The sequence below is a fragment of the Morganella morganii H1r genome, from assembly GCF_000633515.1.
In the GTDB taxonomy this organism is placed as follows: Bacteria; Pseudomonadota; Gammaproteobacteria; order Enterobacterales; family Enterobacteriaceae; genus Morganella; species Morganella morganii_B.
Window position 1 is genome coordinate 120,322 of the sequence record NZ_AYMP01000018.1, and the last position, 23,919, is coordinate 144,240.

The 23,919-nt window shown below is 51.3% G+C and carries 30 protein-coding genes and 1 pseudogene; 6 read left to right on the top strand and 25 right to left on the bottom strand.

The genetic code is table 11. The annotated features are described in order from the left end of the window. The first annotated feature begins 228 nt into the window (after window positions 1–228). The 6 genes and pseudogenes from U868_RS0111795 (at window position 229) to U868_RS25500 (ending at window position 5,992) form a co-directional block, all read left to right on the top strand. The gene (locus tag U868_RS0111795) at window positions 229–1,749 is read left to right on the top strand and encodes a hypothetical protein (protein WP_025153469.1); all 1,521 of its coding nucleotides are present in this window, start codon (window positions 229–231) and stop codon (window positions 1,747–1,749) included. Between the two features lie 2 nt (window positions 1,750–1,751). Further along, window positions 1,752–2,180 carry a CesT family type III secretion system chaperone gene (locus U868_RS0111800; RefSeq protein ID WP_025153470.1) on the top strand — a complete coding sequence of 143 codons (429 nt, stop codon included), beginning with the start codon at window positions 1,752–1,754 and terminating at the stop codon, window positions 2,178–2,180. A 135-nt stretch (window positions 2,181–2,315) separates the two neighbouring features. Next, a pseudogene (locus tag U868_RS26270) lies at window positions 2,316–3,181 on the top strand (YopJ/AvrA family T3SS effector serine/threonine acetyltransferase). A 172-nt stretch (window positions 3,182–3,353) separates the two neighbouring features. Then, the gene (locus U868_RS0111810; RefSeq protein WP_025153473.1) at window positions 3,354–4,187 is read left to right on the top strand and encodes a DUF1460 domain-containing protein; all 834 of its coding nucleotides are present in this window, start codon (window positions 3,354–3,356) and stop codon (window positions 4,185–4,187) included. Further along, on the top strand, window positions 4,184–5,644 hold the full coding sequence (locus U868_RS0111815) for an SH3 domain-containing protein (protein WP_051583049.1): 1,461 nt from the start codon (window positions 4,184–4,186) through the stop codon (window positions 5,642–5,644). Before U868_RS0111810 ends, U868_RS0111815 begins: the two co-directional genes overlap by 4 nt. A 57-nt stretch (window positions 5,645–5,701) precedes the next feature. Beyond that, entirely contained in the window at window positions 5,702–5,992 is a 291-nt protein-coding gene (locus U868_RS25500; protein WP_162817230.1) for a hypothetical protein, read from the top strand. 219 nt (window positions 5,993–6,211) lie between these two features. Here the strand turns inward: U868_RS25500 and U868_RS0111820 are convergent, their stop codons facing one another. Genes U868_RS0111820 through U868_RS0111940 form a run of 25 tightly spaced genes read right to left on the bottom strand, consistent with a single transcriptional unit; the run spans window position 6,212 to window position 23,914 of the window. Beyond that, a complete protein-coding gene (locus U868_RS0111820; RefSeq protein ID WP_025153475.1) occupies window positions 6,212–7,261 on the bottom strand; it encodes an EscU/YscU/HrcU family type III secretion system export apparatus switch protein in 1,050 nt (349 codons plus the stop codon). After that, the gene (locus tag U868_RS0111825; protein ID WP_029991067.1) at window positions 7,254–8,024 is read right to left on the bottom strand and encodes an EscT/YscT/HrcT family type III secretion system export apparatus protein; all 771 of its coding nucleotides are present in this window, start codon (window positions 8,022–8,024) and stop codon (window positions 7,254–7,256) included. The genes U868_RS0111820 and U868_RS0111825 overlap by 8 nt, the downstream gene beginning before the upstream one ends. Next, window positions 8,024–8,290: an EscS/YscS/HrcS family type III secretion system export apparatus protein gene (locus U868_RS0111830; RefSeq protein ID WP_025153477.1), complete on the bottom strand. Its 267-nt coding sequence runs from the start codon at window positions 8,288–8,290 to the stop codon at window positions 8,024–8,026. Before U868_RS0111830 ends, U868_RS0111825 begins: the two co-directional genes overlap by 1 nt. Continuing rightward, on the bottom strand, window positions 8,287–8,934 hold the full coding sequence (gene sctR / locus U868_RS0111835; RefSeq protein ID WP_025153478.1) for a type III secretion system export apparatus subunit SctR: 648 nt from the start codon (window positions 8,932–8,934) through the stop codon (window positions 8,287–8,289). The genes U868_RS0111830 and sctR overlap by 4 nt, the downstream gene beginning before the upstream one ends. 59 nt (window positions 8,935–8,993) lie before the next feature. Then, window positions 8,994–9,995 carry a YscQ/HrcQ family type III secretion apparatus protein gene (locus U868_RS0111840; protein ID WP_025153479.1) on the bottom strand — a complete coding sequence of 334 codons (1,002 nt, stop codon included), beginning with the start codon at window positions 9,993–9,995 and terminating at the stop codon, window positions 8,994–8,996. Continuing rightward, complete coding sequence (locus U868_RS0111845) at window positions 9,976–10,341, bottom strand: hypothetical protein (RefSeq protein ID WP_025153480.1); 366 nt, start codon at window positions 10,339–10,341, stop codon at window positions 9,976–9,978. Before U868_RS0111845 ends, U868_RS0111840 begins: the two co-directional genes overlap by 20 nt. Further along, a complete protein-coding gene (locus tag U868_RS0111850) occupies window positions 10,331–10,702 on the bottom strand; it encodes a hypothetical protein (RefSeq protein ID WP_025153481.1) in 372 nt (123 codons plus the stop codon). The genes U868_RS0111845 and U868_RS0111850 overlap by 11 nt, the downstream gene beginning before the upstream one ends. Continuing rightward, window positions 10,702–12,015, bottom strand: coding sequence for an EscN/YscN/HrcN family type III secretion system ATPase (locus U868_RS0111855; protein WP_430623534.1), 1,314 nt, complete (start codon window positions 12,013–12,015; stop codon window positions 10,702–10,704). Before U868_RS0111855 ends, U868_RS0111850 begins: the two co-directional genes overlap by 1 nt. After that, entirely contained in the window at window positions 12,011–14,071 is a 2,061-nt protein-coding gene (locus U868_RS0111860) for an EscV/YscV/HrcV family type III secretion system export apparatus protein (protein ID WP_275886623.1), read from the bottom strand. The genes U868_RS0111855 and U868_RS0111860 overlap by 5 nt, the downstream gene beginning before the upstream one ends. Then, window positions 14,056–14,424, bottom strand: a complete 369-nt coding sequence (locus tag U868_RS0111865; RefSeq protein WP_025153484.1) for a type III secretion system protein SsaM — start codon at window positions 14,422–14,424, stop codon at window positions 14,056–14,058. The genes U868_RS0111860 and U868_RS0111865 overlap by 16 nt, the downstream gene beginning before the upstream one ends. 55 nt (window positions 14,425–14,479) lie before the next feature. Further along, window positions 14,480–15,454, bottom strand: a complete 975-nt coding sequence (locus tag U868_RS0111870) for a TyeA family type III secretion system gatekeeper subunit (protein ID WP_025153485.1) — start codon at window positions 15,452–15,454, stop codon at window positions 14,480–14,482. Continuing rightward, complete coding sequence (gene sctL, locus U868_RS0111875; RefSeq protein WP_025153486.1) at window positions 15,441–16,115, bottom strand: type III secretion system stator protein SctL; 675 nt, start codon at window positions 16,113–16,115, stop codon at window positions 15,441–15,443. Before sctL ends, U868_RS0111870 begins: the two co-directional genes overlap by 14 nt. Continuing rightward, entirely contained in the window at window positions 16,097–16,783 is a 687-nt protein-coding gene (locus tag U868_RS24100; RefSeq protein WP_240182716.1) for a type III secretion system domain-containing protein, read from the bottom strand. Before U868_RS24100 ends, sctL begins: the two co-directional genes overlap by 19 nt. Next, window positions 16,684–17,403 carry an EscJ/YscJ/HrcJ family type III secretion inner membrane ring protein SsaJ gene (gene ssaJ / locus U868_RS0111885; protein WP_025153488.1) on the bottom strand — a complete coding sequence of 240 codons (720 nt, stop codon included), beginning with the start codon at window positions 17,401–17,403 and terminating at the stop codon, window positions 16,684–16,686. Before ssaJ ends, U868_RS24100 begins: the two co-directional genes overlap by 100 nt. Continuing rightward, a complete protein-coding gene (sctI, locus tag U868_RS0111890) occupies window positions 17,400–17,675 on the bottom strand; it encodes a type III secretion system inner rod subunit SctI (RefSeq protein WP_029991075.1) in 276 nt (91 codons plus the stop codon). Before sctI ends, ssaJ begins: the two co-directional genes overlap by 4 nt. An 18-nt stretch (window positions 17,676–17,693) precedes the next feature. Further along, window positions 17,694–17,939, bottom strand: a complete 246-nt coding sequence (locus U868_RS0111895) for an EscG/YscG/SsaH family type III secretion system needle protein co-chaperone (protein WP_025153490.1) — start codon at window positions 17,937–17,939, stop codon at window positions 17,694–17,696. Then, the gene (gene sctF, locus U868_RS0111900) at window positions 17,936–18,151 is read right to left on the bottom strand and encodes a type III secretion system needle filament subunit SctF (RefSeq protein ID WP_025153491.1); all 216 of its coding nucleotides are present in this window, start codon (window positions 18,149–18,151) and stop codon (window positions 17,936–17,938) included. The genes U868_RS0111895 and sctF overlap by 4 nt, the downstream gene beginning before the upstream one ends. A gap of 56 nt (window positions 18,152–18,207) precedes the next feature. Then, window positions 18,208–18,960: a pathogenicity island 2 effector protein SseG gene (locus U868_RS23630; RefSeq protein ID WP_036411780.1), complete on the bottom strand. Its 753-nt coding sequence runs from the start codon at window positions 18,958–18,960 to the stop codon at window positions 18,208–18,210. Continuing rightward, entirely contained in the window at window positions 18,957–19,760 is an 804-nt protein-coding gene (locus tag U868_RS0111910; RefSeq protein ID WP_025153493.1) for a hypothetical protein, read from the bottom strand. Before U868_RS0111910 ends, U868_RS23630 begins: the two co-directional genes overlap by 4 nt. A 30-nt stretch (window positions 19,761–19,790) precedes the next feature. Continuing rightward, a complete protein-coding gene (locus U868_RS0111915; protein ID WP_025153494.1) occupies window positions 19,791–20,225 on the bottom strand; it encodes a SycD/LcrH family type III secretion system chaperone in 435 nt (144 codons plus the stop codon). Between the two features lie 21 nt (window positions 20,226–20,246). Next, on the bottom strand, window positions 20,247–20,678 hold the full coding sequence (locus U868_RS0111920) for a secretion system effector protein (protein WP_025153495.1): 432 nt from the start codon (window positions 20,676–20,678) through the stop codon (window positions 20,247–20,249). A 17-nt stretch (window positions 20,679–20,695) separates the two neighbouring features. Continuing rightward, on the bottom strand, window positions 20,696–21,349 hold the full coding sequence (locus U868_RS23635; protein ID WP_025153496.1) for a type III secretion system effector protein: 654 nt from the start codon (window positions 21,347–21,349) through the stop codon (window positions 20,696–20,698). A gap of 9 nt (window positions 21,350–21,358) precedes the next feature. Further along, the gene (gene sctE / locus U868_RS0111930; RefSeq protein WP_025153497.1) at window positions 21,359–22,825 is read right to left on the bottom strand and encodes a type III secretion system translocon subunit SctE; all 1,467 of its coding nucleotides are present in this window, start codon (window positions 22,823–22,825) and stop codon (window positions 21,359–21,361) included. Beyond that, window positions 22,806–23,312 (bottom strand): CesD/SycD/LcrH family type III secretion system chaperone SscA, encoded by a 507-nt coding sequence (gene sscA, locus U868_RS23640; RefSeq protein ID WP_025153498.1) that lies wholly within the window; start codon window positions 23,310–23,312, stop codon window positions 22,806–22,808. The genes sctE and sscA overlap by 20 nt, the downstream gene beginning before the upstream one ends. Before the next feature lie 2 nt (window positions 23,313–23,314). Continuing rightward, entirely contained in the window at window positions 23,315–23,914 is a 600-nt protein-coding gene (locus U868_RS0111940) for a secretion protein (RefSeq protein WP_025153499.1), read from the bottom strand. Window positions 23,915–23,919: the final 5 nt, after the last annotated feature.

Consider the following 23,919-nt stretch of genomic DNA (forward strand, 5'->3'; position numbering starts at 1 on the left):
TATAGTAAGTTACATAAGAAAAATAAGTTATACCCTTAAAATGCCACCTGGTGCATCGGGTTATTGCCCTGTTGCCGGCCTGGCTCGCTTAGCAAATTCAATACGATTGCTGCAGCAATCTGAAATAAGGTTATTACCCCATTAAATACGACGATATTTCTCTGTATATATTTATATGCGTCCCGGAAAAAATAAACAAATAAATTAAGTAAATAAAGGAGCTATATTATGATAAATCCAGTAAAAATCACAGATTCTGTAAGCTTCAATCACTTCTATACAGTCGCGGAAAAAAGTAATAAAGACGAAATATTAACATTAAGTACCAACGGAAAAAAGATGTGTTTAACCTCCGGACGTTCATTAGGCGACCGTTTTATTATTGCATTACATAACTCTTCCTTGAAAAATATTGGTTTTATTAAAGAACTGCATGAAAAACTGGAAGATAGGGACAAAGAAGCAGTGAATGAATTTCGTAACGCAATAGCGAAAGTTTATAGTGAAGATCACAAAAATATAATTAATATATATTTAGATGTTTCCAAAAAACAATTAACGACCTCAGAAGTAAAGTTTATTGCCGGTAAAATTATCAGAGATATTCATGAGGATATTTGCAAAGAATATATTGAAAAAGATAAGAATCTCGAATCTTTACTAAAGCATAACGGATTTGGTGATTTTGATATTTCTCAATTAAATAATTCCGACTTTAATTTACTTTCCAAGACTTATCAGGACGTTGATAAAATAGTAACAGCTGTCACTAACAAGAAGTCATCCAGCAAGAAGTTTGAGTCTGCTTTGAAGAGTGCGGTTATGAACTTTGTTACCGCTATGCCGGCACCATCACACGTATTTATGAATATAGTCGCTGGTAAAGCCAGTCCCGAAGCCATTGCAACCGGACCAAAATATGATATAAATAAGATTAATATTTATGGCCCGTCAGATCCTAATTTTACATCAGAAGACCTTAACCAGATATTAATTGAGGCGGGCAGGCTTAAAGCTCAATTAATCGATTCACATGACCCGAATCAATGTCGTCATCAGCTGTATGCAGATAATTTTCGTAAGGTTAATATGATGCCGCCACGAGTACATACCGATGCCGCCGCATCGGGAAATATAGTACCACCACCACAACCGCCTTCGTCATCACAAATACATACCGATGTCGCCGCAACGTCACAGTTACCCGAAAGTGACCAACCTCATCGGATAAATCCGGCGGCATTGCAGAATACACAAATGAGGCAGGCTATCACCGGGTCAGGTACAGCGAATGTTAATAATTCTGAACAGGATCGTAAGCCTGATATCACCGTGCCGGGAAATATGGCATCACCTCCGCCTCCGCCTCCGTTGCCACAAGTAAATACCGATGCCGCCGCAACGTCACAGTTACCCAAAAATGAGCAACCCCAGCAGAGTCCTTTTGTAAATATTGTAAATTCGCAGGAGTGGAAGGATGCAAAAAAGAACCTAAAGCCCGTGCCGAAAAATCCGGATACTAATAAGGAGAATGATCTAACAATGGCGCTAAATAATAGGAGACGTACCAGACGACCAAGTTCAGAGAACCTTGATGGTTGTAAGCCTGGTGCTGGATACAGCAATCAAAACCCAATACTTGCCTTCTTAGGGCATAAGATAGATCAATTAAGTCTCACGGACGACCAGAATATTTCTGCAAAAATTTACAATAATGAGAGTGAAAACAATATTCAATGGGATGATTAAATATGTATTACACAGAAAAACAAATATCTTTTTTGGCAGAAAAATTAGGTGTTGACATTATTCCTAATATTCAACAGCAGTTTTTACTGATTATCGATGGTCATTATTTTATTATACGGTTACTGGAGGAGAAATGGTATTTTCATGCAAAAATTTGTTATTCCCGTGATATAACAGACTCAAGTTCTCACTATAAAAAAATGCTTGCAATAAATATGAGCGAACACAGGTTTGGGTTTGGTGTATTGTGTTTTTCTGAAGAAGAAGATGTAATTATATATGTATTGAGAAAAGCCTGTGATAATAACGAGGATAGTTTGTATAATATGCTTGATATATTTGTTAATCGTGCTGATGCTATTCGTAAAATGATTTGCGAAAGCTCTTCACCAAATCAGTACCGGGCGCTTATCGGCGCAGAACCATACTAACTGAACGTAAACACCCAAGGATAACAGCAGGGAAAAATTTTTTATCCCCCTGGTCATTCAGTGCCGGGGGATGAAAATAATTGTATGTGGTCTGTGGCAGGATCGCTATTATTCCATTAAATGAAGATAAAATAAATGATTGGATCAATATCATCAATAAATCCCTCCGGGAATTTACCAAACAAAGATGCACATTCGTTAATCAGTAATGATGAAATTAAAAATATTATAATACAGTTGGAAACTGATATAGCGGATAATTCATGGTACCATAAAGATTATTCAGCGATAGACATGGATATCATGCCAGCATTGGTAACACAGGCAAATAATAAATATCCTGAAATGAATCTTAACTTTGTTAAATCGCCATGGGATATTTTTTGCAGAAATAAAAAAAGCAACAAAATGTGAGATCGAACATTTCCGACTCATCGTTAATATGGGGAAAGATGGAATACATTTTTTTGTCATTGATTGCAAAAAATAAACGGGAAAACATCTCTGATATTATTTGAACCATCAAAATTTATTGGGGACGGGTCTGCGATATTGGCGTTCAGGATAAAAACAGCTATTAAGCATTCTCAATTACCTGATTACCATTTTTCCATAGTGGAAATGGATATTCAGCGAAGCTCATCTGAATGTGGTATTTTTAGTCTGGCACTGGCAAAAAAACTCTGTACAGAGAGACATAAACTATTAAAAATACATGAAGATAATATCAACGGTATATTACATGATGGTAAACTGTTTTTACCCTACAATGAGCTGGATCCGTATCTCCCGGTGACTTTTTACAAGCATACTCAGGGTAAAAGACGTCTTTCTGCATACTTAAATACTAACCCGCAGGCGGTTGGTACTGTTATTAACAAAAAAAATGAAACTATCCTTGCCGGTTTAATAACAATAAATCTGTTATAAACGGAAAAGAATTATCCGTCTCAGCGCATAAAAAGAGAGTGACTGAATATAAAGCACTTCTCAAACCATAATATATTAAGGCGGAGTCTATCAGGGAAGACAGAAAATCAGGCCACATCATGCCCTTCACGTTATTTTCCATCCGGTTCCTGATTGTTGAATCAGGTGATCAGCTGATAGCGTTTTTCTTCATCAATTACAATCATATACCTTAAAATTTTATTACCTTTAAGGGAATGTGTTATGAAAGTAAAAGTATGGATAGTACCATTGATATTGGTGTATCTGATGACGGCCTGTGCCGCACCCGGTACAGAGAAATATCAGACCATCATGGACAGTGTTACAACGGGAAAAGTCAGCCTGATTATCAGCACAGATGTTTTAGCGCTTTCCGGTAAAGAGCACGGGGAAGTGATAAGCCGGGTATCATCAGCCTTTCTCGGTACGCCTTACCAGGCTGATACGCTTATCGGCGGACCTGACACGCCCGAATCGCTTGTCGCGAATTTTAACGGTGTGGACTGTTTTACGCTTATAGATTACACCGAAGCCCTGTCCCGCAGCCATGACCAGGTATCATTTCTGCGCAATCTGGCGGCGGTTCGTTACACCGGAGGGAATGTTAGCTATCTCAGCCGCCGGCACTTCTTCTCCGACTGGTCCGCCACAAAGCCGTACAACGCCCGGGACGTCACACCGGATATCAGCCCTGACTATGCCGTTGCAGACAAACAACTTAACCGCAAACCGGATGGAAGTGAGTACATCCCGGGTCTGGGCATTCATCACCGTAAAATAAAGTATATTCCGGGAAAAGCCATCAGTCAGCAGGTGCTGGATAATCTGAAAACCGGGGATTATGTCGGCGTCTACTCTTCTGCGCTGGATGGTCTGGACGTTTCGCATGTGGGTATCGTGGTCCGTCACGATGGCAAAGTATGGTTCAGAAATGCCTCTTCGCTGGCCGAAAACAAAAAAGTGGTGGACTCTCCGTTCGCGGAATACATGCGCACGAAACCGGGCATCGTTGTTTTGCGGGCTGAGTCGCCCGCCATGACAGGAGATGCGCAATGAAAAGAATCCGGATCCCCGCAAGCATAAAGCCCCTCTGTCTGGTTGTTCCCCTGCTGTTATCGGCATGCCACTCTGCCCCGCTCAGACAGGCGTCAAATGAAGTGACAACGGTCGGTCATGTACCGGCAGACTATATTGATCCAACCAAATCACTGTTCCCGCTGAGCAATTACCCGCAATCCGCCGATAAATGGTTCCCTCCCGGCCCGGATATGCACGTTCCTGTCATGGCAGTCGCAGCACAGCAGCGCCACTTTTCTGACCTGAAATCCCGCTATTTTGGTATGGGTGCGGGCGAAAAGTCGCCCTGGAATCCATCTTATATCGCATCAGTTCTGCGCAAAGGGGCGGATGTTAGCCGTGATACCAGCATCAGGATGTACCTGGGTAAGCAAAGTGTTTCCCGGGGCGGAAACTTCAGAGTCCACCCCGCCGCCTGGAAACAACAGATAAGAGATAACATGACGACCAGCATTAACCGTGTTTATACCCCGTCGGCAAGGGGGATTGCCGTCAGGGAAACGCTGGTCAGGGTTCTTCCGACAAACGACCCGGCTTATGGTGACCCCCGTCAGGCCGGACAAGGCTACCCTTTTGATAATTTACAGATGTCCTCTGTCCGTCCCGGCACCCCTGTATACGTACTGGCAGCCAGCCGCGACAGCCGCTGGAAATACGTTTTATCCCCCACCGTTACCGGGTGGGTGCACAGCGAAGATATTGCAGAGGCGGATAATCAGTTTGTTACCGAATGGCTGACTCTGGCCGCAGACAACCTGGGGGCGTTTATTAAAGAACCGGTTTCCGTTCACGGAGGAGGACAATACTATTTTACTGCACGTCCCGGAACCCTTCTGCCATTCAGGAATGGACGGCCCGGCTTTTTTGACGTTATTGTGCCGGTGCGTAAAAGTGATGGCCGCGCACAAATTCACCGGGTCAGCGTGAAGGAAGGTGAGTTTGTTGCCATGCCCTGGAAAATGATACCCGCGAATATGGCTGTGCTGATGAAGTCGATGAGCGGCAGACCCTACGGATGGGGAAACTATAATTTTTATAATGACTGCTCTGCCGAAATGCGCAGCCTCATAATGCCTTTTGGTATATTTCTTCCCAGAAACTCTGCGGCACAGATACAGTCGGCCACACGAATTGCCGACCTCAGCCGGGAAAATACCGCCACCCGTCTTCGTTATCTTACGGAGCATGGCAAACCTTTTACCACGCTTGTCTATATTCCCGGACATATCATGCTGTATATCGGTAACACGGTCATTAACGGACAGACAGTACCAATGACATACCAGAATATATGGGGACTGCGACCGGCAAATGCCGGCAGCCGGCGTATTATTGGCGGTGCCGTTTTTTTACCCCTGCTTGCCGCTTATCCGGAAAGCCCGGACCTAGAATCACTGGCTGGCAAGTCACAGTTTAAACTGGGTTTTATTGAATAGCGGAAACAATTTACGCTTCGTTGTGAATATTATGGTGACCGCCCCGGCGGTCACCGGATGACTTCGGTTGATTTGCCATCGCTGACGCAACATAGCCTGTCAAAACCCTCACGATGGAAAAATGATGCCATGGAAATTACGCCATCTGCTTTTAAACCTGTATCTGATTTCACTGAATCCGAAAGACGTGAACAGATGTCTCCTGTTGCCCGGTTAATCGATTTCATTCTCTCGCTGACAGGGCTTCGCCCCGCCTCCTCACAACATTCAGAATCCCTTGCCAAAAAACTGGCAGAGCCCTGTACCTTCAGCCTGCCTGAATTTACATCCTCTGAATATTCAGACTGATGCGTTTATTTCCCCTGCTCTCATCTCTTATCAAAAAGCATCACCAGAGGAGGAAACCGGACAACAACACAATTAATGTCCCGCACCTCGTTGCCCCGGGAGTCCCCGGTAAGCCATACGCTACTTCAGGGACGGGCAGACCCGGATAAGTGTGAACGTTAATTAGCTGAATTCATTGTGTGACGTGGCTTACCGGATTAATGTCTCTGTCTGCGCCGGTCACACATCAGCATCATAATCAAGTTCCAGTACCATGCGCAGCAGAGCGGCAACGGGTTCGAACAGCGATTCAGGGATCACATCACCCGTGTTAACACTGAAAAACAGCTGCCGCGCCAGCGCAATAATCTCCACCACAGGCACAGACTGTCTGGTGGCAAAAGCAACAATATGTTCAGCCCGCGCATCTGTACCTTTTTCAAGAACCGTTGGGATAGGTGTCTCTGCAGGGTCATAACCCAGACAAACAGCAATGTGCGTGGGATTGCGGATAACAACGGCGGATCGCTTAATATTCTGCGCTAAGCTGCCGCTCTGAATTTCATATTGTACTTCACGCAGCCGTTTTTTTACCTGCGGGTTGCCTTCAATATCTTTAGCTTCCTGTTTAATGTCTTCCTTACTCATTCGCTGTTTTTTCATTACGTTGTGTGCCTGAAAGGCATAATCAATAACGCCCAATACCACATAAAACGTCAGCAGTGCATACCATATCCGGCGGATCATAACAGTGAAAACCGGGATAGCACAGCCTGCGTCACAATATGGCAGCGCCTGAAATGTTGACAAAAAAGAGTGGAAAAGAAAGATGAAAACAGAACATAACAGAATGACTTTCAGACAGGATTTAAACAATTCCATCAGGCTGTGTACGGAAAAAATTTGTTTAAAATTATTCACCGGATTAATTTTATCACTTTTGAAACCTATCGCCTTTGTGGCAAGCATAACGCCGACCTGCGCAACCAAACCCGCTATGGTTGCCGCCGCCAGCATGCCGCCGAACAGAGCGAGAAAAACGCCTCCTGAATGCAGTAATGCCTGTATCATCAGTCCGGAGGCAAAGTCAAAGGGCTGATTGATGAGTCGTGAAGCCAGCAGTATCAGGCCGGCAATCTGCTGTATAACCTCATCGGCAAAAAAATGAAAAAAAGCCAGTATCGTCAGCAACTGAACGCCGGAAATTATCTCCTGACTTTTGACAACCTGTCCCTTCAGGCGGCTGTCACGCTTCTTTTTTGCGGTAGGTTTCTCGGTTTTTTCACTCATGACCGGCTAACCACTGACTCACATGCCGGTAAAGGGATTCACTCTCAAGTGCATAGTGGCGGAAGGCATATGACAATGAGAGCAGCAATAACAGGAGCGCCAGCACACTTTTCACCGGCATGGATAAAAAGAATACGTTAAGATGCTGTGCGGATCGGTTGATCAATCCGAGCGCCAAATCCGCCAGTACCATACAGAATACGGCAGGCAGAGAAAAATTCAGGCATAACTGGTACAACACACTCCACTGCATCAGCAGAAAGTGTAAAAATGATCCGCTGAAAAACAGTGTCCTGCCGGGAGGTAAATAGTGGTATGAATCATATAAAGCAGTCAGGAGTTGACTGAATCCACCGGTAATAAAGAAAAGCACACACAGGAACTGGCTGAACAACAGGCCAAAAATGGATGTTTGTACCGACAGCGCCGGGTTGAACACGGTTGCCATGGTAGCACCGCGCAGTGTGTCAATCAGAAATCCTGCCATATCCACAGCCCAGAAAGGAATTGCAGCGAAGAATCCCAGCATCAGACCGATGATCAGCTCTCCCGGGATCTCACTCAGCCAGTCCCATCCCCGGTAAATAACCGGCCGGGTATAAAAAACGGGCAGCACCGGCAGCATCAGCGCCAGAAGCACACCATTGCGAATCAGCGCCGAGCCGAGATTGCCGGTCTGCAGCAGCGGAAAAAGCAGTGTCAGTCCAAGCGGCCTCATTAACATCAGCGTTAAGGTGACCAGTCCGTCACTGAAAGAGATCATCACCCGTGCACTCCTATCTGCAAAAACACCTGACGGGTATAGGCGAGAAGCTGTCCGCCCATCCAATGATAAGTCGCCATAATGACTAACACCACGGCGAGCAGCTTTATCATAAACTGCAGCGTTTGATCCTGAATCTGGGTCAGTGCCTGAAGGAGACTCACCGTCACGCCGACCACTGCCGCGACCAGCACCACCGGTAATGACGTCATGAGCACCAGCCACAGCAGCTCTGTGACGAGGTGGGTTATGCCTGCATCCGTCATCTGAAACTCTGCACCAGCTGAGAAAGGATCAAATCCCAGCCGCCGGCTAACAGAAAAATTAATAACTTGAACGGCAGAGAGATAGTCATCGGGGACACCATCATCATTCCCATCGCCAGCAGAACGTTGGATACCAGCAGATCGATGGCCAGAAACGGGAGATAAATAAGCAGACCAATGCGAAACGCCTGCGACAACTGGCTGACGGTAAAGGCAGGCAGCAGGATCAGGAGTGAATCCGGTTTAATACGGCGCCGTGCCTCTTCCGGCCAGGTTCCGGCTATCAGATGACGAAAATAATGTGCTTCTTTTTCATCGGCGTTTTTTTGCAGGAACCGGCGGTAAGGATCAATCGCCCGGCTGTCCCAGCCCTGTAACCAGGGTACAGTCCCGTCTTCCTTCTCAGGATGCCACCCGGCTTTTACCTCCATGACTGTCGGGGCCATGATAAAGAGCGAGAGCACCAGCGCCAGACCATAAAGTGCCATATTGGGCGGCACCTGCTGAATACCCAGCGCATTGCGTAAAATAGAAAACACCACTGCCAGTTTCAGAAATGAGGTTCCCATTACAATGGCAAGCGGCAGCAGGGAAAGAAAAAAAAGCAATGCTATCAGCTGCCATGGCGAGTCAGGTAACGGCATATTATCTCCTGTTTATTCGGCTATAAAACAGTTATAGCCGTACCATCACCCGCCTTCCATCAGGTGTTAGCCGTATCCTCAATATTCAAATCATCAGACGGATGCACAAACCATCGGGTGATTCGCACCAGAAAATTGTCCCCGCAGGCTATCAGTTCTCCCTGACCTATCACGCAGCCATTCAGCCTTAACGTCACACCGGGTGAGAGCCTGGCGCCGGCCGCAATAAGATCACCTTCACGCAGCGTCCGCAACCGGCCAAGATCGATATCAATTTGTCCCGCCTCTACCAACAGCTTTTGCGGCAGGGAATCAAGGTGATACGATAACGGCGGGGCAGTATCCGCACGATCGCAGTCCTCCGCTAACAGGCTTTCCATATCATTGATCAGCGCTTCAGTTTTCACTTCTCCTCCCTCCTCTATCCGGATTCGTACCGCACTTCCCGCTGACGGCAGTACAACCAACTCCCCCTCCCGCAGATGACCAAAAGGGCTCATCCGCAACCCTGTGCCGGGGCCGATGCCCTTCATCTCCTGCACCGATACCTGACACCACCCGGCATAACAGGCGAACGCCACCGGTGGTAATAAACGTACCGGCCGGACACCGGGGCTTATCTGCTGAGCAATGGTCCGGAACCAGGTGGCGGGCCAGCCAAACAGCACACAGCGGAACGCATAGCCGTCTATCTGCCAGGCAAACACGACCGCAATATACTGACTGAGCATGCTGCAATGTCCGGGCGTTTCCGGCAGGTTGTGTAATTTCGCACCGCTTGCCTGCAACAGCGGCGACAACCCCCATTCCGCAATACCCGCCAGCAGACAGGGATCGGCCTCCTGATCTGAAGCGGTACCGAGAGTTCCCTCACACCACTGCTGCCAGTCGCTTTCGGCTAACCAGATACCGCACGGGATATCTTCGGCTGTGACTGAAAACAATCTCCCCTCCGGGCTGCCGGTCCAGCTTTGAGCCGCAACATGCAGTGCGCCAAACGCCATCCCTTCTGTTTGTAATATCCCGGCAAGGCTGCTCTCCTCAGCAGAGATCCGCATCATACTCTACCTCCAGCGTAACATTGTGCCCGGCCGCCAGCAGCCCGGCATTCAGCCGGGTGAAAAAATCCTTCAGCCTGCAATATAAGTCACGCCGGGGCACCAGAACTTTCAGCAGGGTGATACCTTCCCGCATTTCAATTTCGCAAATAAGCCCCGTCACAGATCCTCCCTCCAGCCGGTAGCGTTGTTTTTTCTGCCTTAACGCCGCTTTTCCCGCTCTGCCGTCAGGCATTTCCGCCATCTGAGCCATCAGCTGAATAAATCCGGTGGTTTTCGTTGATTGTCGTTTCTCCTGTTCAGGCAACAGGTTATGCCAGAGGCAACCTTCTGTCCGGTTAACGTTCATTGCTCAGCAGACTCCTCAGTTTTTCTTTTTTTTTCATCACGCTCACCAGCGCCTGCTGTAACCCGCTGAGTTTCTCCAGCAACTGTTTTTGCTCGTCCGCAAGCAGGCGCTGCTGCTGCGCCAGGTCGTATTCCTCATGAAATAAATCATGCATAACCTGTTTCTGCATCATCAGTTCGCCTGCGGACAATGTACCGGACCAGAGAAGCAGCTGATTGAGCTTCTGCATCAGATCGTGACGACAGCTCTGACACTGAAAATCCAGCAGCTCCGTTTGCTGTCGCTGCTGATCCAGTTCCTTTATTTGCCGCCGCAGCCGCTCCCCGCGGCGATCTTTTATCCTGAGTAAACAATTCAGCATCAGGTGTCCGTCAGATAACGCATTTGTGCCAGCAGTTCGTCGCGATCGCATGGTTCATTACTCTGTTGTTGAAGGAAGTGACAAATAGCGGAATAACGGTCTACCGCCAGGTCGGCCAGCGCGTCTTCTCCCCGTACAAACTCACCGACCCGCACCAGAAGCTCCACATCACGATACGTCGACAACAACGTCCGGATCGCGTTCGCCAGCATCTGATGTTCACTGCCGGCCACCATCGTCATCAGCCGGCTTATGCTGGCTAATATGTCAATGGCAGGAAAGTGAGCTGCTTCCGCCAGGCGGCGCGAAAGGACGATGTGACCATCGAGTAACGACCTCACTTCATCTGCCAGCGGTTCGTTCATATCGTCGCTTTCCACCAGTACGGTATAAAATGCAGTGATACTGCCAAGGGTGCTTCTGCCCGCCCGTTCGAGCAGCCTCGGTAATGCCGCAAAAACGCCCGGCGGATAACTGCCGGAAACCGCAACCTCACCACCGGCGAGCGCGATTTCACGGGCGGCGCGGGCATAGCGGGTTAACGAATCGGCAAACAGCATGACTCTCTTACCGCGATCGCGAAACGCTTCGGCGATGGTGGTCGCCACCGACAACGCCCTCATGCGCTCAAGCGCGGGCCGGTCAGATGTTGAAACCACTATCACGCAGCGCCGCCGGGTCTCTTCCTCCAGTGTTTTCTCAATGAACTCACGGACTTCCCGGCCACGTTCACCGATGAGCACCAATACGTTAATGTCGCTGTCAGGGCTGCGGCACAGCATCGACATCAGCGTGCTTTTCCCCACCCCGGCCGCGGCAAAAATCCCCACACGCTGTCCTTCACCGCACGTCAGAAGACCGTCAATGGCACGGATACCGGTAAACATCGGTTTATCAATCATCCGGCGCAGCAGCGCCGAAGGCGGCGGCGCATCGTAATCCCGCCAGGGACCCTGCGGAGCAGGACCGTCATCAAGAGGCAATCCCATACCGTCCAGTACCCGCCCCAGGAGATCCTCCCCGACCGGAACACGATGCCGCCGTCCCAGGGAACGCACCTGCTGCCCGTAATGCAGACCAGCCGTACTGGCAAAAGGTGAAAGCTGCGCTGTTGAACCGTCGATACCAACAACTTCCGCCAGCCCGCCTTCCGGCAGCAGGCAACACATCTCTCCCATAAAAACACCCGGCAGGTAAGCTTTGATCAGCGTTGCACCAACGTGCAGTAACCGGCCGGTTCTGAGATAACCTTGCGGTACATCCCGCAGCGGTGTCAGTGATTTTTCGAGGGCGGCCAGCATTTCTGCTTTAATCTTCGTCATCGGCAAGCTCCTGTTGCATAAGGTCGATACTATGCACAACCTGCACCGTACAGTTTTCCCCCAACTCCTGCCAGGAGAGCACGGGAACATGAAATAGTCTCGTTTCCGTTATTTTGCGCAGAAAGCGGCGCGCATCAACGGAGATCACAATGTTCAGATCGCCGTGCTCATCCAGTGCCTCCTGAATTAAACTCAGAATGCGCGAACTCTGCCGGGGGCTCAGAGCCGCATAGGTCCCGACCGAGGTCTGACGGACAGACTCACGTATCAGGTTTTCGATCCCCTCTCCCACCCGCAGTACACGCAGTGCCCCGCCATCCGGTTGCAGTCTGTGCAAAATATGCCTGCGCAGCGCCATGCGCGCATATTCGGTCAGCATCAGTACATCTTTCTCACGCGGCGCCCATTCAATCAGGGCGCCAAAAACTGCACGTAAATCGCGGATCGAGATACCTTCCGCCACTAACCTCTGGAGCGTTTCCGTAATCTTGCTTATCGGCAGTTGCCGCTGCAGTTCTTTAACCAGCTCTGAATAGCGTTTCTCCATGGCATCCATCAGATAGCGCGCCTCCTGCACACCGATAAACTCGGCCATATGACGCAGCAATACCTGACGCAGTAATGCTGTGATACGCTGATTTCCCCCGGCAACCGCGAGCCCCATACCCTGCGCTTTTTTCTCAGCCGCCGGATCCAGCCAGCCGATACATCCCATCCCGCCGGGCAGTTGCTGTACTTCGCAGCCCGGATATTTATCAGGCTCCGGCAGCAGATACGCGCCCCCGGGGATGGATAATGAAAAAACCGGCTCCTGATAAAGCAGTACCGACATCCCCTGCACACCGTCCCCGTGATCCGCCATGATCGTGATTTCCGGCAACGGCACACCGTACTCTTCGAAAAGCATCCGGCGTAAGGCATCAATATCCCGGGCCAGCGTATCGGTAATAAGCGATGGCATCACGCACAGTGTTAACGGCCTCGCTCCCGGCTGCATCCGGTCTTCGCTCATCTCCCCTCCCGGTGATACATCGTGTTGTAAATGCCCGGCACGACGCCGGAATAAAAAGAACGGCAGCGCGGTAAATATCGCCGGGACAAAAAAATCCAGAAAGGGAAAACCGGGGATCAGAGCGAATAAAATCAAAATAGCCGCCGTAAGCATCAGTGCCTGCGGCTGCCGGCCAAGCTGGGTGGTTAATTCACCGGCAAGATTCTGTTTCTTCTCCCCAGGAACACGGGTAACAATAATACCGGCGCTCAGCGAGATAAGCAGCGAAGGGATCTGCCCGCACAGCCCGTCACCAACAGACAACACGCTGTATGTTTGTACGGCATCACCCAGCGGCATACCGTACTGTACTACCGCGATAATAATGCCGCCGATAATATTGACCAGAATCACAATAATGCCGGCGATCGCATCGCCTTTAACAAACTTCATGGCGCCATCCATGGCGCCAAGAAAGCGGCTCTCCTGCTGAACCTGCTGACGTAACTGCTGCGCCTGAACCGCATCAATCACCCCGGCCCGCATGTCGCCATCAATACTCATCTGCTTTCCGGGCATACCGTCAAGCGAGAAGCGGGCACTGACTTCGGCCACGCGCTCAGTCCCTTTAGTAATAACGATAAACTGAATAATGGTAATAATCGTAAAAATAACCAGCCCTACTGTCAGGTTCCCCCCCACCACAAAGTGGCCAAATGCGTCCACAATATTGCCTGCATCATGCTGCAGCAAAACCAGCCGTGAGGTGCTGATGGTCAATGACAGACGGTACAACGTGGTAATCAGGAGCAAAGAAGGGAAAACCGACAGATCCAGCGGATCATTAATATAGATGGCAATCAGCAGCAAAATGATCGAAAAAGCGATATTAACAGCGATCAATATATCCACCATGAATACCGGCAACGGCAGGATCATCATAACGATAGCAATCAGCATCACCACTGCCAGAATGATGTCCTGACGCCCGGCGCAAACGGCAAGCACTTTTTGCAGACCCCGGATACTCATACTTTTCATCATTGAGATTTGCATAGTGACTCCAGAAAAGCCTGCTGACGGCGATGTACCCGCAGCCACAGTTCCGCCGTGCTATCGGCTGCAGGACAACAACTCATCGCCAGCCCGCCGCGCAGCTGAAAAATACGCTGCGGAATACCGGCAAAGTCTGCGGGCTGCCAGCACCGGAGAGCCAGCGGCAGCAGGTTGTCATCAAAGGGGGCCAGCGGCATACACTGGCTGATATGGATCCGGTCATTTTGCCAGCTAATCCAGGTTTGAAATTTCTCACCCTGCCAGTACATTCCGGCGGCGGCCTGCCGCACCGGGAGTCCGGCCAGCTGTATAAACAGCAAAATATTAAGCTCTGTCACCCTGTCTAACTCCATACAACCTCCCGCTTGCGTAGAGCTACAGAGTTCCAGATAAGACACGCACAGGTAATCAGGTGATAGCCCTATCTCCCTTCATGCTGCGCAGTACGCCGAGAATTTGCTCACGCTGATCCTCATCGTTAAAACAGTGATCCGGCATCAATAAAAATAACCCATCAAGATGTTGCAAAAGCCGGTTGTATAAACGCACAGACGCAGTACACTGCGCCAGACGCGGCGCGAGCCATTCATCAAATAACCAGCTTTCATTCGTCATCGCGACGAGCAACGGAAGCAGCGTGTCCGGGGCCATCCCGCACACGGATTCGATTCGCTGACACTCCTGTTCAAGCCCTAAAAACAACAATACGCGGCGTAAGCGTACCAGCACCGCCGCCAGCCGTCGCTGCTGAGAGCCGGCAACGCAGGCAGAAAGCTCAAACACCATCATGCGCAGCAACACTTTCACCCGCCGCCGTCGATCCGACCAGTCCATGATGCGCTGAAACCATGCAGCCAGTGAGGCAACCTCTTCATCCATTGCCTGCTGGAATAAACGATTGATTTGCGCCAGCGTGCCTTTACTCACCTGCCCCAGTTCCAGCATGCCAAACAGTGATATCTCCCAGCCCTCCTGACTCATCAGTTCAGCAAGTTTGTCGCTGAGTATTTTACGTTTTTTCCTGTCTGTTTTTTCAGCGAGCAGTAACATCGCAATAACTAACAGCTGCTGACCGGGGAACGAACCGGAATATTGTGTCAGCTGAGCAGGTATACCGCCCGCCTGCTCCTGCATCCGCTGTACCATCCGTAACAAAGCGTCCTGTTGTTTCTGTCTGTCCCTGAGTTCTGCACGCTGAAAATCTTTGAGCTGTCCGCTCAGCGACATGCCTATATCCCCGAGCGTTTCTGTAAGCGCACACCCGAACGTTTCTTCAAGCTCAATGAGCGCCTGCGCCATCGGCGATGGCGCGTCTTTCACACACCCCGGTTCCCGGAGGCCGTCGTCATGGTTGTGCAGCGCCGCTATTTCAGAGGCTTTCATCTTCATCTCCCGTATCAGCATCAGACGGACGCAGCCACTGCAGCAATTGCTGAAAATGACCTTCGGGCGAAAATGCCACCGACAGCTGTGACGATGCCAAAACCACACTGTCCGGGGGAAGCTCAGGCGCCGCGAGCAGCACAAAGCGCGAGCCGAACGCCTCCTTTATACTCTGCTGAAGATCAGGATGGCACCGCAGGGTTAAAACCCCTTCACCCGCCATCTGTTCTGCCTGTAAGGCGAGCCGGGCACACAACGTTTTATCCGGAGGCTGCTGCCCGAACCATGCGCTCAATACCTGTTCAATACAGTGATGGATCCTGTCCGATACCGCACTGACCAGCGCCTGTTCCAGGGCTTCATCACGCACCAGGCGGATGACATGCTTTCGCAGCCAGCGGGCTTCCAGACGCCTGAGCGTATCGCGCTGCCATGCACGGAACTCACGGCGCCGGGAGGCTTCCGTTTCGCGGCAGTTTTTCTTCGCTTCCTGCAGGATCCTCTCTGCTTTACGCCGGGCAGCATTGATAACCCCTTTTGCCTCAAGATCCGCATGACGCACACCAGCGGCCTGTTGCAGTAACTCCGTCAGCTGCCCTGCCGGGATAATCCGCCCTTCCGGCAGTGGCACGGTCAGTTCAATCAGCGGAAGCCGGTACATAACGTTCGCTCCAGAAAATTCATCGCCGGTGCCGGTACCGGCACCCATAACGCACGTTCGCAGGGGGCAAGCGTAATCAGCAGCGCATGCAGTACGGGATCGTCCCGCCCGGCGCGGCTGAGTACGGCAGTCCCCAGCTGCAATGCAACTTCCGCCAGTTGTGCCGGTGAAAACAGAGCACGGTTGCTGCCCCGGCAAAGTCCGAACAATTGCCGGATAAGTCCGTCCTCAAGCAAATGCAATAACTTCCGCCGGTAGTCCGGCAGCAGAAAATAGTCGCTGCAGTCCAGCACCAGCAACCCCGCAGCCAGTGCAAAGGCCTGAAGACGGGGTGCAATCTGAACCATCCGCTGCTGCCGGGGGCTGAGCATGACGGGCAGGAGCGGTGTTCCTCTTCGTGCCCGCAATGCTCTGTTCAGACAACGGTCGAGCGGAGGGTTAGCCCCGTAGCGCCATGTTGCTTCAGACGCAAAACCAAGCAGTGTCAGCCAGCGGGGATGAGCATAACGCGCGGGTGTCCGGAGATAACGGTGCATCCGCAGCAGGGCTTCATCAGGTCTGCGGCAGGCTATGTTTTTTTGCGCCAGACTATCAGCATCAGAGAAGCCAGCAGCAGCACTGCCAGCAGAAACGAGGGTATCAAAATCCATCGGTGCCGGTTTATCCATGCGATTGCCCTCCACTGAGTTTCTGCCGGTGCGTTATCCGCGCTTTGCATACGAAATTCGGCCGTCTGCATCAGAATGCTGATATTTTCTTTCTGCACGCCGGGGATCGATTTTTCAACCAGGCTGCTTATCTGCACCCGGAACATTTCAAGGTTAATCTGGGGTGAATACTTGATAAATACCGCCACGGAAGCCGTTCCGGCGGATCCGTCATCGTTTGCACTGCCATACGCAATGGTCACATCGGCGCGGATCACGCCATCCATCTGACTCAGCATCCGCTCAATTCTCTGCTCGTTGAGGAAAACAATTTTTTGCTGCTCCTCAGCGGGTGATACCACCAGCTGATTCGGGGGAAACATGGTTTCAGCGGAAACGTAGCTGCGCCGGGGGAAACCATTCAGGCGCAGCAGTTCAACGGCATTGATAAACTGCGATTGTTCCACCCGCAGCGTAACGCCCCCGGTCCCGGGCTGCTTATCGGCATCGATATGGTGCTGCATGAGGATAGCCAGCATCTGATTCGCATCCTCCTCGTGCAGTTCACTGCAGAGCTCAACGCGGCAACCAGCCAACAGCAACGCCAACCCGATGACCACAGCCAGACGCAGATACTTCATGTCATATTGGCCAGTTTATTAACCGACTGGGAAACCGCACCCGCCACCTTAGCGCCCAGGTCCACGCTCACGGTCGTCCCGAGTATTGCGGCCTGTTGCACAAGCATCTGAGAGGGTGTCAGACTACCCGCATCCCCCTGCGGCGTACCGGCAAACAGTAAATTATTGAAGGCGGCAATCTGCCCGTTATCCGGCGCAGACACGGCAGTTGCCGGTGGCGCAGCGCTCATAGTGGCGGCGTTCATCGCGGTTACGCTGTTAATCACACTCATCAGTCACTCCTGTTAAGCTTATTTAAGCCAGGTTTTTACAGCCTCAGCCTCCGGAAGGGCAACGTCTGCGAGCGCCCGGTGCGCCAGGACGGATTCATTCAGACCAGCCAGCAGCACCGCGCGGCACAGCGCCTGCAGGCTGGTATTCTCAACCAGCAACGGCAGCGCCGGCAGAATGGCCCGGACTTGTCGTTGCAGACCATGGTTTATCCCGGCAAAAGCCGCCTCCACCACCAGTTGCCTCTCTTTCTCCGTCAGCATCATATTTTGGTGATAATGCCACTGAGCATATCTTTGATGGTTTTGAGCATCGCACTCTCATAGTTAATAAAAGTGGAGTACTGCTGTACAGCAAACTGGGCTTTGAGCATGGCTTCCGGATTAGAGATGTCCTGTCCGTTCATTTTGTCCTCAATCGCCTGCCCGGCCTGATGTGCCAGGCGCGATAAGTTGTCAACAAGTTGCTCAACATTCATTGCTGCCTCCGGTTACATGAGCTGTTACACATCTGATTATGACCGCTGCGGCGCGATTACCTATCAGGTGATGGCCTGAAAGTAACAACAGATTCTGCAGGATTGTCCGCCGGCGGAAACAGGCACTTCAGTAAGCGAAAAAAGGGGGCGCCCGCCTGCTGTCCGGTTACGGGACAACCTGCCGCCCCGTAGCGCAAAAATTTCAGCGTACCCCAGGCGGCACTGTGTACCAGACGAAAGTACGGGTGACTCAGGCCGGCAGAAGTCATCATAAACGACTGCCCCATAACCGCCGCCGTGAGCAGCGTACGTGACCCAAGCGACACTATTTCACCGATATTTTTGCTCTTATTCACATCATAAAAACGGTGTGCAATGAGGTACACTGCGTTAGCGATACTGTCGTGCCCCATCGGCAGGGTATGTTTGCGGTGGTAAATCAGACAGGCGATATCGGCAACGGCGATGGACAGTCCTGCCCCGGCGAACAGCAGCAGCGGTACCGCGCCACCGCAGGATACCGCCAGCGCAATCGCCGCACTACAGCAAAAAATCTGTCCTCCCAGCACAACACTCTGCCGGCTAAAAAGCTCTGCGGGGATCATGCCTGCCGCCCGTTCAGTCAGTCTGGCGAGCATCCTCTTCTGCCCCTGCCTGCAGGTATCCTTCCTCTCCTTATGAGCTGCATCATCCCGGGGGGCGGGCAAAACCGGAACCGGCAGCCCCGCAACTATCTCCTTTATTATTTGTTGCATCTCTGCACTGACCACCTCTTCACGGCCGGTGCGACTGATATCTGCATCTATCATGCCGGACTGCCTGCGGGTGCGTTCAGCTTCGCCCGGGTACGTTCATAGGCAGCGACCAGCGGCTTAACCATCCTCAGGATCTCTTCCTGACTGAGTTTCCCGATATCATCACCGTCTCCTGCGGCGGGCGCCGGAGTGGCTGATACCGCAAGATTGCCCTGCATCCGCTCAATCCGTGCGGTGTATATGTTAGTCCCGCCACCCAGGATGGTTAGGCACACCGTGATGGCCGACGAAATATAAGAGAGTTTATGAGCGGTACTTCCCGGCAGATGCACAGATGGAAAAAGGACAGAGGAGACCGCGATACCGATGCGGAATACGAAGGAAGTGACGTCACCGGTGGTTTCCGCATGTGAGTCGCTCATACCGAAGGATGTCATCAGCTTCTTTGTCGCCAGCACAATAGAATCATTTCCTGTTTTCAGCGGTTCACGATCGTTTCTCACCTGAATCAGGTTATACAGCGCACAACAGGCATCCCCTGCCGCAATAATCATGGCGGTACCGGTCACGACAGCAAAAGGGATCCCGGCGCCGCCGGAGATTGCCGCAGCGGCTAACGATATCAGGAAGGCGGAACCGGACACGGCAAAACGCAACAGATGCTGAATAAAATACCCGTTATAAGCCTGCCGCTTCAGCAGGGTTTCCTTACTCAGCGGCATAGCGGGAACCGGCGGCACCGCACCGGGCGGAAGCAACACCGGATGGGTAATTCCGGTATCCCTGCCCCCGTGATCCTTACTGTAAGCCTTTGTCAGTAAAGGCGGACGGGAATAATTGTTTACTCTTAACATGGCTATTCTCCATCGGTTCATCCGGTTATGCTACGCCAGAAGCTGACTCAGCATCTGTTCTGCATTGGCGCGCACAGTACTGTAAGAAGGATCTTCGTAGCTCATCGTCAGCGCTGTCTGCAGCGCGACTCTGGCTTCAGACAATTCCCCCATCGCTTTCAGACATACGGCTATCTGATACACCGGCTCGGGATGGCAGGCGTCCAGCATCAGCGCGTAACCATAGTAGTTCATCGCCTGTACATATTCCTTTTGCATCATCAGCACGCCGGCAAGCGCAATATGCGCCCGCCAGCTCCAGGGCTGAGTCATCACCAGCCAGGAAAAATCCACCAGCGCACGGTCATAATCCCGCTGCTGCCAGGCGGCATAACCTCTGGCATAAACCTCATCCGGGGAAAGCTCCAGCGCTTTTTTGATAACCGGGTCGTCCCACAGCGCCTGCTCAAGAGTTGTCGGTTCCATATTCTTCTCCAACTCATTCAATCAATAGCGGGATGAACGTTGCTTTCCATGGTTACGCAGTGTACCGGCGGTTATTTCCAGCCAGCTCTCGCCGCTGTGAAACACCCTGACCGCCCCCAGCCTGTACAACAACCGCACCAGTTTATGGCGCTGTATCGCCGGCTGGCGATCCCATACTGCGGTTATCACCAGCATTCTGACGGCACGCAGCCACGAGACTTGCTGAAACAGGTTCCGGAGGATCCTCCGGAGTGCCATCAGCGATGAAGGCAACGGCTGACTGTCCGGTACACGATGAAGACCGCATAGGATCAACGTATCTTCATCCGCGCGATAAACGAGACGGTAGGGATACCACTCCACCTGCTCCCCGAGCAGCAACCCGCAGCCGGGCAGACAGGCAGCGCACGGAATCAGTCCCTCTTTACGCAGCAGCCGCGCTATTTCATCCATACGATATCCTCCGGCATTTAATAGCGAAAAAGCGCGCGCAGCATCTGGTTACTTGCCTCGATGTAGTTGCTGAACCGATCCATCGCTTGCTGCCAGAATTCACGGCCCTTCATCAACGTGTCGTCCAGCGTTTTGGCATATGACTGCGCCCCTTTGTTCTGCAGCTCGGCAATGGCTTTCTCCTGCTCCGCGTTGCGGTTTTTTTCTCCGGAAATCCAGGTGAAAATACCGTTGATACTCTCTCCTGTAGCTTTACCTGCAATCCCCCAGATCTCACCGTAACGAATCCCCATAGCTGCGCCAACGCCCATCAGCACCCCGGAACAAATTCCGCCCCCTGCAGCCAACTCAGCGGCATTACAGCTATCGTCAATGGCTTTAACACTTTGCTGCAGGGTGTTGATTTCAAGCCCCCAGCTCAGCTCCTGTTTCTTTTGGTTATAGAGTTGCAGCGTGTCGCGCAGTTGCTTCATAAGCAGCAGCAGCCTGCTAAAAATCTCATCAAACACAGCAAGAAAATCATTCACATCCGGCATTCCTTTGCTGCTGTCCTGAACGTTAACGCCGCCATTAACAGATAACGGCTGGTTTACGGGGCTCCCGGCCTTTTTAATATCTAAATTAACGTCATGAGATACAACGTAATTTTCAGAAAAAACCACTCTGCACATACCTCCTCCTCAGGCCCGTTTTCCGGCAATATTTGCCAGCACAGTGCCGCTGTTATCGATAATTTCCGAGCAAATTCTCAGCGTGTTTACGCCATTCTGATACGTTTCATTGAGCCGCTTTTGCTGTGTATTCTTGCGGTCTTCTGTCCAGTTCTGCATAAAATCGATATAGCCCTGCTGTACCATCAGGTGATCAATATCTCTTTGCAGTTTTGCATTGGCGAGGGCCACAGCAGATACCGAAATGCGATTCACGCTGCCGGTCACAGTCCGTGTGAAAAGCAGGGCTTTATGGGTATAATCACTGATAACCGTTTTCACTATGCTGCGGTGCAGATTTTTTAAAATGGCATCGCGAAGTTTTTTCGCCACCACCTCTTCACTTTTTTTCAGCAGATCCTTACCGGCACCTTCGATAGCGGTTTCCACCAGCTTCCCGACACCTTTGCGGGTAAAACTTTTACTGATGCTGCGTACCATGTCCGATTCAGCCTCCAGCTCATGAGCGGCAGTTTCTGCCGCGATCTCACTCACCTCAGCCATCCCGCACTCAAGCGCCATGCCGGCGTCTTTACTCATCATCCGGCTGACTTCCTGCCCGGCTTTCTCTGCCAGTGTCTTCAGCTCACTCTCTGTACCTTTGACAATGGCATCGGTGAGCGCTTTACCTGCGCCCGTATCCAGAACCTCTTCAGTGGCTTTGGTGATAGCGCGGGCGGCTCTGATACCGCGACCGATCTGAAAAAGATCCAGCGTCAGCGCTACTCCTTCACAGGCCATTTGCCCTGTCCCTGCTGCATTGATGATGTCATCGCAAACCGACTTATCAGCCCCGAGCACCTCCGCGGTCTCTGCGCCCGCTTTAACCATACCGGCCATCCCGGCCGAGAAATACGCCGCACCATCGGTAATCGCCAGCGGATCAGCCGTTAAAACACCTTCAGCCATCTTCAGTACACCGGTCACGGCCTCAACGCTGCTGACGATCCAGTCAAAAACCGCGCTGGCGATCCCGGCTTTGCGCACCTGATCGGCCTGTTCAACCGCTTTATTGATTTGTTCCTGGTATTCCGCAACCTGTTTATCACGCAGTTCAGCCTGAACCTCACTCACATGTTCGAGCTGCCTGCACAGGGCATCGGCGCTGTTCCCGCAAGCTTTCAGCACTAACTGCGTCATCATTATGGATAACATCATGGGATCCATTTCCAGCACATCGCGCACCGCAGCACATCGTGTACCGTCACCTTCAGACTGAATGCCCATAAGCTTGCATAACGCCTTATCGGCCTCCTGCTGACTGACATACCCCCGGCGTTTTACGCCTTTATCTTCGTCAGCAAATTGCGCCGGGGCACAAAAGTGCTCACCTAATGCCCCGCTGGGTATCCGGGCAGGCTGAACCCGGGCGGTGAGAGGCCGGCGGAAAAACTCATCACCGGCGAACGGGGTACCGTTAATTTGCATCCGGTTCATTATCTTCTCCTGTTTTGCTCAGGCCGGCGCGCGCGCGCCGGCGTATATCCGCCACTTCCCTGTTTTCATGGTTACCTCCCTGATGCTCTGCACCACATACCAGCAATGCGGCACGAAAGGCTTTGGCCGCCATCGGCAGATTACCGCAGGCGAGATAACACTCCCCTGCGGCGCAGGGTACCTGCGCCTCCGATACTCTTATTTTCGCGGCACGCCCGTAAGCATAGATGGCATCACTCCAGGCAGTCCCCGCCCGGCAACAGCCTCCCAGTTCAAACCAGTATTCAAAAGACCACGCATCACAGATGGTCAGTATCTTAAAGATGCGGGCGGCAGCACCGTACTCCCCTGCGCTTGCCAATTGCCGTGCATAACGCTGCAAAACATCCAAATCAGCACTGATATCCTCAGCAAAAAGCATCCGCAACGCACCGCCCTGCTGAAAAAACCGCAGCACGACGTCTGATTCCCGGGCGTCCGTTTTCATCATCAGTACATCTTCTGCGCAATCATGCTGAGTAAGTCACCCCATTTACTGAGTAATCCGGTCATCTGGGTGACAGCCGCATTGATCTCCTGGGTCATTTTCTGAATGCTGAGTTGTCCCTGGGTCATCAGGTCGGTATCGCGGTTTGCACTGTTATCAAGAGCTGCTTTAACCGCCTGCAGCGCGCCCTTATCGAGGCCGTTTGTATCCTGATGCTCAGCGATGTAATCGTTAATCGTCATACCGTCGACGAGAATGCCGTTATCGCGCATATAGCTGATGACATCATCGGGTACCGGCTTACGGGTTTTATCATCACCTTTTGCAGCGTCAGCAATAATCTCATCCATTCGGTTAGCCATATCCTGTGTATTACGTGCGCGATTTGTACTGGTATTTATTCTGGAAAAAAGCGAATTAGCAATTTTCTGTAAAGCCAATTGCAAATTATTTAGAACAACAAATCCGTAGGCGAATGGATTATTAATATCCTGGTCATCCGCAACGGTATTATTATCGCCTGTACCCAATGAAATATCCGGCGTTGTCAAACCCGGAATGTTAAAATCAATACGATGACTTACTGACAGATTTCCGCTCATATTTT